This is a genomic window from Coprococcus sp. ART55/1, assembly GCF_000210595.1.
Lineage (GTDB): Bacteria > Bacillota > Clostridia > Lachnospirales > Lachnospiraceae > Coprococcus > Coprococcus aceti.
The window spans coordinates 1,468,039-1,482,090 of the sequence record NC_021018.1; the positions used below are offsets into that span (position 1 = coordinate 1,468,039).

Annotated in this window: 10 protein-coding genes; 1 reads left to right on the forward strand and 9 read right to left on the reverse strand. The window is 45.3% G+C overall.

Annotated elements, in window-relative coordinates; translation table 11 throughout:
- Positions 1 to 259 precede the first annotated feature (259 nt).
- The 5 genes from CCU_RS06795 to CCU_RS14080 form a co-directional block, all read right to left on the reverse strand.
- Positions 260 to 1,279, reverse strand: a complete 1,020-nt coding sequence (locus tag CCU_RS06795; protein ID WP_015534065.1) for a sensor histidine kinase — start codon at positions 1,277 to 1,279, stop codon at positions 260 to 262.
- Positions 1,280 to 1,303: 24 nt separating this feature from the next.
- Positions 1,304 to 1,972: a response regulator transcription factor gene (locus tag CCU_RS06800; protein WP_004849887.1), complete on the reverse strand. Its 669-nt coding sequence runs from the start codon at positions 1,970 to 1,972 to the stop codon at positions 1,304 to 1,306.
- A gap of 15 nt (positions 1,973 to 1,987) precedes the next feature.
- On the reverse strand, positions 1,988 to 4,069 hold the full coding sequence (locus tag CCU_RS06805) for an FtsX-like permease family protein (protein WP_004849884.1): 2,082 nt from the start codon (positions 4,067 to 4,069) through the stop codon (positions 1,988 to 1,990).
- A complete protein-coding gene (locus CCU_RS06810) occupies positions 4,059 to 4,832 on the reverse strand; it encodes an ABC transporter ATP-binding protein (protein ID WP_004849881.1) in 774 nt (257 codons plus the stop codon). The genes CCU_RS06805 and CCU_RS06810 overlap by 11 nt, the downstream gene beginning before the upstream one ends.
- A gap of 302 nt (positions 4,833 to 5,134) precedes the next feature.
- Positions 5,135 to 5,377 carry a solute carrier family 23 protein gene (locus tag CCU_RS14080; RefSeq protein ID WP_015534066.1) on the reverse strand — a complete coding sequence of 81 codons (243 nt, stop codon included), beginning with the start codon at positions 5,375 to 5,377 and terminating at the stop codon, positions 5,135 to 5,137.
- A gap of 147 nt (positions 5,378 to 5,524) precedes the next feature.
- Here CCU_RS14080 and CCU_RS06820 point away from each other — a divergent pair, with 147 nt between their 5' ends.
- Positions 5,525 to 7,324: an alpha-amylase family glycosyl hydrolase gene (locus CCU_RS06820; protein ID WP_015534067.1), complete on the forward strand. Its 1,800-nt coding sequence runs from the start codon at positions 5,525 to 5,527 to the stop codon at positions 7,322 to 7,324.
- A 63-nt stretch (positions 7,325 to 7,387) separates the two neighbouring features.
- Here the strand turns inward: CCU_RS06820 and CCU_RS06825 are convergent, their stop codons facing one another.
- From CCU_RS06825 to CCU_RS06840, 4 genes are all read right to left on the reverse strand, one after another.
- On the reverse strand, positions 7,388 to 8,182 hold the full coding sequence (locus tag CCU_RS06825; protein ID WP_004849874.1) for a hypothetical protein: 795 nt from the start codon (positions 8,180 to 8,182) through the stop codon (positions 7,388 to 7,390).
- A 35-nt stretch (positions 8,183 to 8,217) separates the two neighbouring features.
- Positions 8,218 to 8,790 (reverse strand): xanthine phosphoribosyltransferase, encoded by a 573-nt coding sequence (locus CCU_RS06830; RefSeq protein ID WP_192934956.1) that lies wholly within the window; start codon positions 8,788 to 8,790, stop codon positions 8,218 to 8,220.
- Between the two features lie 279 nt (positions 8,791 to 9,069).
- Positions 9,070 to 11,511: a LuxR C-terminal-related transcriptional regulator gene (locus CCU_RS06835; RefSeq protein ID WP_015534068.1), complete on the reverse strand. Its 2,442-nt coding sequence runs from the start codon at positions 11,509 to 11,511 to the stop codon at positions 9,070 to 9,072.
- Positions 11,512 to 11,639: 128 nt separating this feature from the next.
- Positions 11,640 to 14,052: InlB B-repeat-containing protein (locus CCU_RS06840; RefSeq protein ID WP_208896062.1), on the reverse strand; the 2,413-nt coding region annotated here is incomplete at its 5' end.

The window sequence follows — 14,052 nt, forward strand, 5'->3', positions numbered from 1 at the left end:
GAACACCAGCCATGCAAAATTTGCCTTCGGCAAATGGCTGGCGCTACATGTCAAGTTTTCACAGAAAACTTGACACATCCCCGCCGAACCTCAGCCCACTTAAACTGACTTTGCACCGTCAACTAAATTACAGCCAATGCTTACATTATAAAATATCAAAGTGATTATTAACAGACCGCCACTCATAAATTTATTATAAAATATCCCGGTAAAAAGTGAGGAGGCAGATACGCACAACGCTGTATCTGCCTCCTCACTTTTATATCTTTGTCTCCACATCCGGGAATTCAAGTACTATCTCAAATCCATTCTGCCACTTTGAATTTGCCGTCACTGTGATGCCTAGGTCATGCGCCATCTCACTGACAAGATACAGTCCCATGCCCGTTGCATGCTTCCTGTTCTCACCCGAATCACCCGTGACACCCTTCTCGAATATGTATGGCATGTCACAGCTCTTTACACCTATGCCATTGTCACTCACGGACAGCAGCTTTTTGTCACCCGCCGTCCAGAAGTCAAATGATATCTCCGGCTGCTCATTTGTGTATTTCATGGAATTGCTCACAAGCTGACCGAGTATAAACTGCAATCCCCTGCGGTCACTGTACACCTCTCCATTCTCAAGACACTTTCTGACCCGTATGCCCTTCTCCTCAAGCAGGGATCTGTAGTCAGCTATCACCTCATCCACGCATTCTTCCACATCTATGCTCTCCATGAGATAATCCTTGGAATCGCTTTTCAGTCTGGCGTAGTAGAGCATCTGGTCCACATAGTTCTGCATCTGGCTGGTCACATTGTCCATCTTCATCACAACATTATGAGGCAGCTCATCTCTCCTGTTGTCCACCACAAATGTCAGCAGAGAGATGGGGGTCTTGATCTCATGTGCCCAGTTCTCCACATACTCCTGATAATCCCTGAGCTGTCTGCCACTCTGCATCACTGAATCTCTCAGATCGTGAAGCTCCTCCGACAGCACGCTCACATATTCCTGTTCAGAAGCCCCGCACAGGCTCCTCATTTCTATCTCGCTCTGTTCATCCGGGGCAGTGACAAATCTCCTGAACGCCTCAATCTTCTTCCTGTCCTTTATACACAGCACCGAGCACACCGCCGCGAACAGTATCACAGTGAACATGCCAACCAGCACCCTTATTCTGACAAATGCCTCTGGTGCCACAAGCCACATGAAGAAGCAGAACGCCACGTCCATCAGAAGCAGCAGACCAAGCCAGACAATATTCTGTTTTATAACAAGTCCAAATCTTTTCATATTTTCTCCACTCTGACAAGTGGGTCAGGCACCTCCGTCCCCAGGGAATATTTTGTATCCAACGCCTCTTACAGCTATGATCTTTGCCTTCATATCCAGTCCCGCCATTTTCTTTTTGAGTCTTGTAAGATTCACCTGCAGGGCATTTTCATCTATATACTCCGATGTGCCCCACACTGCCTCACAAAGTTTCTCCTTAGACACGACATCTCCTCCGCTTGTCATAAGTGTCTCAAATATACGTCCCTGATTCTGTGGAAGCACCGCAGATCTCCCATCTATATACAGAGTGTATGTCTGAGTGTCCAGAAGAAACCCTTCTCCTTCGATCAGGTTCTGTCTGCCCTCGTACCTCTTGAGCACATTTGCCACCCGGGCCAGAAGCCGCTCACGGCGGCATGGCTTCGTGAGGAATTCATCAGCGCCCAGCTCCAGCGCATGGAGCTCGTCCTTTAGCTGGTCCCTCGATGTGAGAACCAGCACCGGGACAGAGCTCCGCCTCTTGATCTCCCGGCATATGTCAAAGCCGCTCCTGCCAGGAAGATTGATATCCAGCAGAAGAATATCCGGAGCCATGTCCAGTATCTGTTCTATTATGTTGTCAAATCCATCTGGCTTAACTGCCCTGTATCCTGCCTTTGTCAGCATATCCAGAAGTTCATCGCACATGAGGACATCGTCCTCAACCACCATCACACACTTCACCGTTTACTCAACCCTTTCCGGTGTCATCATCGCCATGAGATATCTGTTGCTTGAGCGTTTCACCGCTGTCATATAGATATATTCTACCACACACAACAGGATTATCATAACCGCAGCTATGATAAGTATCTGTTTCACACTGCCTCGCATGGATTCTGACAGGATTCCCGTGAGCAGAGCACGCACACCGAATATACTGCTGACCGCCGCCACGGCAACCGGGATTCCGAAATACCAGCCCACCTGTCTGTTTGCTGAGCTGCAGAGCATTTCGTATGTCGCGCCAAGCTTCACAAGGGTTCTGTACCTTCTGCCGGACTTTCTCTGTCCCATCAGGAACTGAACACCGATTATGGTATTTGCGATTATGAGGAACACCACCGCCAAATAAAGCGTTATATATCCTGCAGCCACCGTGTAGAACATATTTCTTCCTATGTTCTGCAGATAACTCTCGCAATCAGCGTTTATACTCTCAAAATCTATGCCGTCAAGTTTCTCATTTTCGTCCATTATGGCTTTCATGAGGCCCTTATCGTCCACGATATCCTTTTTGAGAACGGCATTTACATATAACTCGTAATTGTCATTTGTCAGTCTGGCAAATGTATCATCGTCCACGATAAGTCCGAACGACAGGGTTATCGATGAATCTGTCACAATCTTCGTGGTCTGGACCTCTCCGGTCAGATGATACTCATCTCCTCTTACATCCACCTCCGGACGCTCTGCCAATACCTCATTCAGTAAACCTCCGCGGTAATCAGTAAAGAAATCCGTATAGAGTGCCAGTTCATTCTCTCCGAGCTCCAAAGGCTCCTTTCCCGCAGTCTCAAGCACCTTGTTGTACGCACTCTCCTGGATCAGGTAAGGGTATGTCATGTATGACATGTTATTTATAAGCACGTCCCTGTCCTCTGAAACCTTGAGTTTTTCAAGTGCGGATATGACATTCCCCACGTTCACAGCATCATCATGGGACTCATTTTCACCCATCTTTATATAACCAAGCTTCATATCGAATACGTCCGAGAAATCCTCCAACACGCCGGTTTCCTCCAGTTTCGCGCGGATATTCCTGCTGTCCGTCTCAGCGTCACCCCCATATGAGGCAAATGTATAATCGAGCACATGATCCATATTCTGTCTGGATATACATATGCCAACGCCCGCACCGCAGCAGCACAGAGCGCCGAGTATGAGTATCGAGCTTATTGCAAGCGTTCCAGATTTTGTTGCTACATTTTCGTGTATCTGCCTGAAACCGAACACAGCAAGTGGTTTTGAGCCATTTGCACGTCTGGCCAGTGCATCAACAAAGAGCCTGAGACCGAAAAACAGCAGGAACATGCCAACAAATCCCAGTGTTATGGTGACCGCCATATATTTTACGCTGATCCACGAATAGCCACCTATTCCCTGACAGTATGCAATGACCAGCGCAACAAGACCGAGGACTGCACTCACACCATACACAGGAGCCGGAAGCTGTTTCTTCTCTGTCTCCGGTGTATCTACAAGGAGATCGCCTATCTGCTTTCTTGCAAGCTTACCGCTCAGTATGAGAAATGCTGCAAGCTTTATCGCTACAAATCCAACAGTTGTCAGTATGACTGCCTGCAGTGAAAATGATACGTGATGACCTATAACGCCAAGACCTACCAGTCTGGCTGTGAGAAGGCTGACCACCTCAGACATCAGGATCGCTATAGGAAGTCCGATGAGCAGAGCCACTACGCTGCTGCCCAGATCCTCCGCAATCAGCAGGGCAAAAAGCTTTGATCTCCTCATCCCCATCATTATATACATTCCAAGTTCGTGCCTCCGTCGTTCGAGCTGGTATTTGCTTGCATAGTATATAAGAAAGAACAACATGACCAGTGAAAATACATAGAACACCGCCGCTATCTGAAGAAGACTGTTCACCGCATCGCTTTCAAGACTTCTCAGGAATATCATCACATCCTGATGGGACAGCGCCAATATGATATAAAATGCCACTATGGACACGACCAGCGAAGCGAAGAACAGACCATTCTCTTTCCTGCTTCTCCGGCTGTTCCTCATTGCGAGTTTAAAGAACATTTGCGCTGCCTCCTCCCATCTGCGCCATCAGCTTGAGTATCCTCTCATAAAACTCCTGCTGTGACTCTCTCTCCATATCTCTTCTGAGCTCATGGAATATCCTGCCATCCTGTATGAAGAGTATCCTCTTGCAGAAGCTGGCCGCATTTGAGTCGTGGGTCACCATAAGTATGGTAGTGTTGTCATCCCTGTTCAGTCCCAACAGTTTCTCCATGAGTGCCTTTGCATTTCTTGAGTCGAGTGCTCCGGTCGGCTCGTCCGCAAGAATGATCCCCGGATTAAGTATGAGTGCTCTGGCGGCCGCAACCCTCTGTCTCTGACCACCAGACATCTGCGATGGGAATTTGTCAAGCACGTTATCTATCTCCAGATATGATGAAAGCTTTTCCAGTCTGTTTCTGCTCTCATCCTCGGATACACCGTGTATTGACAACGGAACCATAATGTTCTCTCTGCCTGTTAGATTGTCCAGAAGTTCAAAATTCTGGAACAGATAACCTATCTCCCTGCCTCTGTACTGCGCAAGCTTCGCACCTTTAAGCGCCTGTATCTCTTTGCCCTGAAGCTCTATGGTTCCGCTGTCAGGCTTTATGACCGTTGCGATACAGTTCAGCAGTGTGGACTTTCCCGATCCACTGCTACCCATGATGCCAAGGAACTCCCCCGGCATGACCTGAAATGATATGCCGTCCAGAGCCTTAGTCTGGTTTGGCTTTTTGCCATAGTATTTCTTCAGTGATTCTATCTTTAATAAACTATCCATATTGTTCACCTTTCTTTATTTTTATTTGGGGACGGAGGTACCTGACCCCTTTTGACCTATTTTTGAAAAAGCAAAAACAGCGCCGTTCTGAAATTATAATATCAGAACAACGCTGTTATTAACACTTACACCTTATGAAAGGTTTTTACTCTGCATCCTCAGTCTTTGGGGTCTCGTGGGCATCCATGTTCTTAGGAAGCACAAGATTCAGAATGATGGCAACTATGAATACAACAGCCACACAGTTCTCAGCAAATACCGTCTGCACGATCTTAGGGAAAAGTTACTGATATGATCGCGTTTCAGTTGAACTCCGGCTTAAATGGCATGATGTGAGGGAGCGCTATGACTGATGTTCCGCTGAGTGCGGAGAAATCCACCATACCCATGCACACTGCTACTATATATCCAACCACAAGTCCGAACAGAACTGAGAGCTGCTTCCAGTATGACTTTGCAAATATATGGACGAGCAGACAGCACGCCAGCGTCACTACTCCAATGGAGTCTTTTTCCTGCATCTGTGGCTCTGTCGTGCAATACATACATGACTTTTTGTCGCATTTTTCTAATTTTTTTAGTATAATATAAACGTTGTGGGCAGCTTCTGATAACACTTGCAGCTCACAGCGTATATCAAATAATATCGGGTGCTTTGTATTTGACAGCACCTAAAATATGGAGGGATAACTATGGCATGGTATGATGAGGCAGTTTTTTATCACATTTATCCACTGGGACTTACGGGAGCCCCTAAACAGAACGACTACGGTGAGCCTGTTCACCGCTTAAACACCCTGCTTCCATGGGTGGATCATATAAAGGAGATTGGCGGTTCAGCACTGTACATCGGACCACTCTTTGAGTCAGTCGGACACGGCTACGAGACTACAGATTACAAGAAGCTCGACTCCCGTCTCGGAACAAATGAGGACCTGACAGCATTTGTGGCTTACTGCCATGAACAGGGAATAAAGGTCATCTTCGACGGAGTGTTCAACCACACAGGCCGTGACTTCTTCGCATTCAAGGACATCCAGGCAAATAGAGAGAATTCACAGTACAAGGACTGGTACTGCAACGTGAATTTCTGGGGCAACAACGAGTACAACGACGGTTTCTCTTACGACAACTGGGGAGGCTACAACCTTCTCGTCAAGCTGAATCAGAAGAATCCTGCTGTCGTTGACTATATATGCGATGTGATCCGTTTCTGGGTGAGTGAGTTCGATGTGGACGGAATCAGACTTGACGCTGCGGACGTCCTTGATTTTGATTTCATGAAGGCACTGCGCCGCACAGCAAATGAAGTGAAGCCGGATTTCTGGCTCATGGGTGAGGTCATCCACGGCGACTACAGCCGCTGGGTAAACGGCGAGACTCTTCACAGTGTCACCAACTACACACTTCACAAGGCTCTGTACAGCGGCCACAATGACCACAACTATTTTGAAATCGCGCACACTGTAAGACGTCTCCAGAACATGGGAACATTAAAGCTCTACAACTTCGTAGACAACCATGATGTGGAGCGTATCTATACAAAACTTACCAATAAGGCTCATTTTGCACCTGTACATGTATTGCTCTACACTCTTCCGGGTGTGCCTAGCATATACTACGGTTCAGAATTTGGTATTGAGGGACGCAAGGAATATGGCTCAGACGACAGCTTAAGACCAGCTCTCAATATAGAAGATTACAAGGATTCAGTAAAAACCAACCCTTGCACAGCACTCATCGCCGCACTCGGCAAGGTACGTCAGGCCGTTCCTGCACTGTCATATGGCAGCTACGATGAGCTGATGCTCACCAACAGACAGTTCGCATACGCGAGGGATCTTGACGGAACACGTGTCATCGTGTCAGTGAACAACGACGATGCCCCAGCCGGAATGCACCTTGCAGCAGGGAACTGCACAGCATACATCGGCGCCCTGTCAGGCGAAAAGGTATCTGTACAGGATGGTCATATCAACATAACCCAGCCTGCAAACAGTGGAGAGATCTGGGTGCCTGAGGGAACAGACCTGGATGTAAAGCCGGTTAAGGTTGTGACGAAGACTGAGAGCGAAGCTAAGACCAACACAGAAGATAAAGCAGCATCTGAAACAGCTACCGATGCAAAAGGCAATAAGGGAGCTGAACCAAAGATAGAATCCAAAGAATCCAGAGACATTGTGACTGCTACAGAATCTGCAGATGCTAAGAAAAACACAACCAATACTGAGAAGAATATTTCTGCCGCCAACGAGGTAAAAGATTCAGCCAAGGACGCTTCTGCCCAAGCTGCTGCCGACACCCCGGTTGATCCAGAAACCATCACAGTTGACTGGAGCAAATCTCCGGAATCCATGACAGTTCCTGAACTTCAGGCTGCTATCCTGGCAAAGCTTGCAGGCAACGGACCTGTTGATGCGCAGATGAAGAAGACTGTCACAGACAACATCTGGCATGACTCTCTTGTGAACTGGCTGAAGAGTTTCAGATAAAATTACGTAGAAACAGCCAGGTGCATATTCTCCAAATTGGAGAACATACACCTGGCTATTTTTTCACCTAAAAATCAACAAATTGCAGCCTGCGGCCATCAAACCTGATATAACCATCAAAAAAACTGCTGACCATATCGCCTGACTGCTGAATATACCACTGTTTTCCAGATAAAATTCGTACGGATTTTCTGGGTTGATATAAAGATATACCACATCGCCTTTACTTATATTCAGTCCATATACATATGTCTGCTCATACACTTTATACTGCTTATCCCTGTATGTAAATTCAAATACTCCCGCCTCCGGATATCTTCTGCCGGCTCTCATATCCTGTCTCATATCTGCACGTACATCATGGCATACAGCTTTCACAGTAAATGAACATCTTCGCTCAAGCGCTTTTCTCTTACATATCACAGAGAGCAGTGTTATTGCACTGACCACAAAGAATGCACAGGCAAATATCTCTGCATAAAATGCTCCAACATTGCAATTTTCTCTCCCCAATATCCGTTCCGGGAGCAATACTATCTTATCCGCAAAAGAGCCATCTTTCACAGCACACGCCGCCCATATCAGCGCCGATGCAGCACCGGCAAACACAGATATGAACACTATACCGATGATGCTCCCCCGCTTTCGCTTCTTAATCATCGGAATAAGAGTCTTTAGAATTATGACAAGAACTATCCCGGCAAAAAACTGCCCCACAACAAGCATAACAGCATCCGTTCCGATCTCACTTGCAACAAATCCGGCTATAATACTGGCAACAAACCATATGCCAAATATTACGCCTCCAATTTTCTCAGGCATAGAAACATTTTTTTCTTCTAAATTGTTATTTCCCATATACCCCACCTCTCAGCAAATATCCCGCAGCGATCCTACTGCTCCCTGAACTTTATCTCGCCCGTAGCAGCGTCCATGCTGTCCACTATCGCAAGCGACTCAAGATGATATCCTAGATTCCTGATGACCTGACCACCTGTCTGGAAGCCCTTCTCAACTGCGATTCCGATTCCCTCTACGCTGGCGCCTGCTGACTTCACTATGGAGATGAGCCCCTGAAGCGCACATCCATTTGCAAGGAAATCATCTATGATAAGAATCTTGTCCTCAGGATTGATGAACTTCTTGGACACGATGACCTGATTCTTGCACTTGTGTGTAAATGACTCTACCTCTGCCACATACACATCGCCCTCTATGTTGATGCTCTTTGACTTCTTCGCAAATACAACAGGCACATCAAAATGTCTGGCAACAACACAGGCAATGCCTATTCCGGATGCCTCTATAGTAAGGATCTTGTTGATCTCTGTTCCCTCAAATCTCTTCTTGAACTCCTCACCGATCTGATCAAACAGACGTATATCCATCTGGTGGTTCAGGAAACTATCCACCTTGAGAACATTGCCCTCCTTAACTATTCCGTCCTTCGTTATTCTCTCTTCCAAAAATTACACGTCGCAATTCCTCCTTGAATACCTGTCAAATACGAATCCATCCGTACTCGCTCATTCTCTGAGTTTCAAGCGTCATCTTCACCAACGCTTTTATGCCATACAGAAATTATCCTCTTCTTAATCTGACGTTACTGATTCGTATGTAATCATAATTATAGACATAATACAACAACAATCTAAGTTTTTCCACCCTAATTATATACATTCATATACAACTTTTACATGCGGTGTATTCAAGTAAATCACCACCGAACACAAATCTCACAATCATTAGATAAGTCCCCTGTTAGATGCCTCCCTGACCGCCCCGGCCTTATCAGTCACCCCGAGTTTCCTGTACACTTGGTTCAGATGATACTTTACATTCGCCTCCGACATGTTGAGTCTGTCCGCTATCTTCTGTCTGGACAAGCCCTCTGCCTGCAATTTAAGTATGGCTGTAGCCGTCTCACTGAGTTGAACATCATCTACTCCCGCTTTCATATATCCGGGGTAGTATCTCGTCATACTCTCAGTCTCCTTCTGCAGTTGTCTGAAATATGCCCTTCTTGCGGCTATCTCCTTATCGTCAGCACCATCTTTCTCGACTTTCCATCCACAGGTATTTATAAGAGTATTCACCGCCGCACCTTCTCTGGATATAATCCTTGTGAAGCTATATTCCATCGCAGTATCAATAGCATTGCACATCGCCTTTTTCCAGTCATCATTTTTTAATCGCTGCAAAGCTACAGCCATCAGCACACCACATTCTATCCCTATATACGTACGGGACATCATCTCAGCATAATATCTCAGCTTTGTCAGCAGCGAATATGCCTGTTCATTCCGTCCGCTTTGAAGGTATACTCTCACTTTGGTTAGATAGATAAACCTGTCATATATCCTGAATTCAACATTTTCATCCGGAGCATTTTCCATCCAACCTGTAACACAGGCTCTATCTCCTCTGTACAGGCTGCATCTGGTCTCAAATGCATATATATTGGGAAGGAGATTTTGTCCTTCCTCTTTTTCAGCCTTTCCCTCTATTCCATTCAAAACCTCAAGAGCCTCCTGTGGCTTTCCGTTCTGCAAATGCAGCCACGCCAATATACCATCAGCAACAAAGCACTGCTCGATTTTTCCTCCTGCTTCCGCCTGCATTCTGCCCTTTGCCGCAAGCGTTGCCACCTCGTAATTATCTCCGCTCTTTTCAAGAAAACTCTCCGCCAAAGCAAGATTTACAAGACCTTTTCCGTATTTTCCAAGCACAAACTCAACTATCCTGCCAACCTTCGAGGCCAGCTCTCTGTCTCTCTTGCTCCACTCACAGAAATCTTTTCCACCGTTCATCATTGAAGGCAGATTGGATGTAACCGACCATTCCTGTATTCTTACCTCCTTATTAAAGACCATTGTGTATGCTGACTTCAAAAGCTTTAATACATCAACACTTCCTCTGTGCGGCAGACCAATATCCAGATACAGCAAAAGCCCCTTTGCATTTTTCCTGGCACTTCCCTGGTTTTCATCTGCATATAATTTTAGTCTGTCGTACCATCTTTCACTCTCATCAGGATTTAGAAGGAGTGACTGCAGCATGCTCATACCACACATAAGCTCAGGACTTTTCTCGATGACATGATCCGGAAGTTCCAGGTAATATTTTTTCAGATCATAGTAATAACCACTGTTCGCCGCATATCTGGCATTATCGACAAGTATTGAAACTATTCGCTCTGTAACTCCTGTATTTTCATACATCTCCAAAGCTTTCCTTATATCTCCGTTAAGTCTGTAAAACAGTCCGGCATTCTCATACAGGCCTCTTATACGCTCTTTCTCGTACTTCCGCTTAAGACGTCTGCGCATAGAGACCCTCATGTGAAACTGCAGTTGATATTGTGTATTGCCATCCTTATCCATCCGGCTGGTCATAAAGTTTCCAAGCCACTTTGCCCTCTCGATCAAAAGCTCACTGTCACTTCTTCCGGTTATCATCTCAGCCTGTTTTGTTGTAAACTCATCCACCACGGATATTTCCATGAGAAATTCCTGCATTTCCACATCCCAGTTATCATACACATGATACTCAAGGTAATTACACATCTCATCCTCAACGCGTCTCGAAAAATCATTATACATATCATCTGTTATCTCGCTTGTATATGCCATTTCCATGTATTTGATGTGGCACATCTCCACAGCCAGCGGAAGTCCTGTAGTCTCATAGTACATTCTCTGCACTTGTGCCTCATTGATACTAAATCCAGCGTATTCAGCATACTTCTTTATATCCTCCAGACTGAACATAAGCAGCTTGCTGTCCACCACATAAAATCCTTCTTGAAATCTTACAGCAGAAAGCCATGGGGGAACCGGACACCGGCCAACGAGTATAACCCATACGTCTTCTCTTCTAATGAGTTCTATGATCTGCTCCCTCACTGTGTCCACATCCCCCCATGAGAGCTCGTGCAGATTATCTATGACAATTATTTTTCTTGCGTTGCTGCTTTCTACCACAAGGTCATCCGGTCTGATACCGCCGGCATCCACCACCATGTACTTACGTGTTCCAAGATATCTGCTGACAAGAGTCGTCTTTCCCGAACCACTGACCCCGAATATATATGCAGTTACATTCCCTTCATCCGCTGTCTTCAGAAGCCTCCAGGCTTTTTTCGGTTTTATAAAACAGCCTTTATTACCCGAAGCCGTATTCCCCATATGTACAAATCTCCTTTTCTCACTTTTTAATCCCGGTATAGATAATCAACACCCTGTATATATCAGCAAAGGTGCCTGCATCCAGCCCCAACGGGCCGGATATCAAGCACCTCATGCAGCTACTATTTTTATTTTACTATAATCTGCACAGCCTGTGTAGTGCCATTTACAGCAATTACATAGACCGTACACTTTCCTGCGGCCTTTGCCTTTATTCTTCCTTTGGCATCAACTGTAGCAACATTTTTATTTGTACATGCATACAAATACCTTGCACCATGTGTGCCATCAAGCACCTTCTTGCTGGCATCTGCCTTGGTATATCCAGGTTTAAGCTTAATCGTCTGCTTAACTCCCAACACGTAGCTCTTCTGTGGAAGCAGAACCTTCTTGATGTTGGTATATTTGCTGCTATTGGTAACTATATGAAGCATGACACTATTGTCTATATACTTCTTCTTACCATTTACCAGCTTATATGCCTTTACTCTCAGCTTGATCGTATCTAACTTAGCAAGTGATTTGCCATTAATGCTGGATATTGTAACTCGGGTTGCCGATGCGCCCTTTACCGATTTAATAAGACTTTTCGAGTTAAAGTTTACATAGCACTCCTGTGCATATATATCATATCCGTCAGCCTTGTTAACCTTACCCCACACAACTGTCACTTTGTTTCCGGATACTACTGCATGGATATTCTTATTGATACCAGCTGTATTTTGTGCCGGTATTTTTGCTACAAACCTGGCATTGATTTTCATATTCTTATTTGCAGCAACCTTTACCGAAGTTTTTGTACTCTTGAAGCTTCCTGTCCAGCTTCCAAGTTTACAGTTGTTTGCCGCCTTTGCCGTGCAGATAAGAACCGTTCCCTCGATCACTGATGCACCATTCTTAACTGTTTTGCCTTCCGCAGTCTTGATTGTGATCGATCCGTTTTCAGTCTTTCCAATAGCTACCTTCACATACCTGAACTTGAATGCCGCTCTTATATTCATGTTCTTTGTCACCGTAAGTTTCACTGTAGTACCAGTCTTGCCTTTGGCATCTCCGCCCCAGGCTGACAGATCACAATGCTTTGCAGGAATTGCCTTGCAGATGATATCTGTGCCTTCCTGAACCAGCTGTCCGTTAGATATCTTCTTACCGTCAGCTGTTGTGACAGTTACCGTACCATTCTTCACTGTGGCAATACTTACCTTCGCATATCTTGCCTTGAAGGCTGCTCCCACTGTGATACTTCCGTCAAGGGCTTTTTCAAATGTGCTCTCAGCCTGATCTGCCGCATCCTCTGTCCATGCGTCAAAGTCATAGTACATATCCGGTGTTGCTGTGTATGTAAGAACAGTTTTCTCGTCAATCATTTCACCGTTCTCCACCTCTGTGCCATCTGGCTTTGTCACCTTTATGTTTCCATGCTCTGTATCTGCTATTGTTACAGAGTAAAGCTTAACTGCATCAACTTTAAACTCCATATTCTTTGTGACGTTTACATCACTTACAAGATATGCTCCTGTCTCAGTTCCATCCTCTGCAAGCACTGGCTGGACTGACATGATATTCTCTGACTCCTCTGAATTTTCAGCGTTCTCTGGTTCATCAATGATTATATCTCTGATTCTCCAGCCCTCAGCAGGTGTAATAACAACACTCGCATCTCCGTTCTCTCTTACCATATTATCAAGAACTACGCCATTGTCATTCTTGAATACCACATTGTCTGGTATCTTTGTAAGTTCTGTTATAGTGTAAGCTGTCTCCGGTGTGCTTTCACCACCTGCAGTCTCTATCAGATTATTATCTCTGTCATAATTTCCCTCTACAGGAATGGCATATCCAACTCTGTCAACAAGCTCTGCACTTACCTCTATGCTGTTTGTAACATCATTTAAAAGTATCTCGTTGGTAAATCCAAAGTCAGTGCCAGACTCTTCCTTGACAACCTTTCCGCCTCTGATGTACTTAACTGTCCATGCCTGGATCATATAATCATCAGAAGGTGTTATGGCAAATCTTACATCCTTGCCAGAACCTATTCTCACTAAGTTATTCTCAGCATTTATTGGCTTAAGTCCGCTTATATCTCCATCCTCGCCGACATAACCTGTACTGATGTCTATATTGTCATATTTCTTAACTTCATCCTCATTCTTGAATATTACATTTACAAGAAGTGATGGTGCGATATATGCATATATCTCTGCATCCTTTGTTATGTCTGTCAGCTTGTATGTGAGTTCATCTGAATCAACATCTGCTCCGTCAACTGTCCAGTGCTCAACTGTGTTGTATTCATCCTTCGGTGCAACTGTAATTGTAAGATCCTTATGTCTCTTGAGCTTAACCTCTCCTGATACGATCTCAAGTTCCTCACCGTCAGAAGATGCAGTGATCTTCGCCGATCCGGTTCCTGTTGTACCTACCTTAACTGTATACTCTGGAATCTCCACAAATTTAACATATACTGCCACATCTGTGTAGATAGTCTTCACCTCATAGGTAGTCTGCTCCATTTCAGTTCCTTCTATAGCCTGTGTA

Coding starts and splice junctions, on each gene's coding strand:
- CCU_RS06795 (WP_015534065.1), bottom strand. CDS start 1,279: ATGAAAAGATTTGGACTTGTTATAAAACAGAATATTGTCTGGCTTGGT.
- CCU_RS06800 (WP_004849887.1), bottom strand. CDS start 1,972: ATGGTGGTTGAGGACGATGTCCTCATGTGCGATGAACTTCTGGATATG.
- CCU_RS06805 (WP_004849884.1), bottom strand. CDS start 4,069: ATGTTCTTTAAACTCGCAATGAGGAACAGCCGGAGAAGCAGGAAAGAG.
- CCU_RS06810 (WP_004849881.1), bottom strand. CDS start 4,832: ATGGATAGTTTATTAAAGATAGAATCACTGAAGAAATACTATGGCAAA.
- CCU_RS14080 (WP_015534066.1), bottom strand. CDS start 5,377: ATGTATTGCACGACAGAGCCACAGATGCAGGAAAAAGACTCCATTGGA.
- CCU_RS06820 (WP_015534067.1), top strand. CDS start 5,525: ATGGCATGGTATGATGAGGCAGTTTTTTATCACATTTATCCACTGGGA.
- CCU_RS06825 (WP_004849874.1), bottom strand. CDS start 8,182: ATGGGAAATAACAATTTAGAAGAAAAAAATGTTTCTATGCCTGAGAAA.
- CCU_RS06835 (WP_015534068.1), bottom strand. CDS start 11,511: ATGGGGAATACGGCTTCGGGTAATAAAGGCTGTTTTATAAAACCGAAA.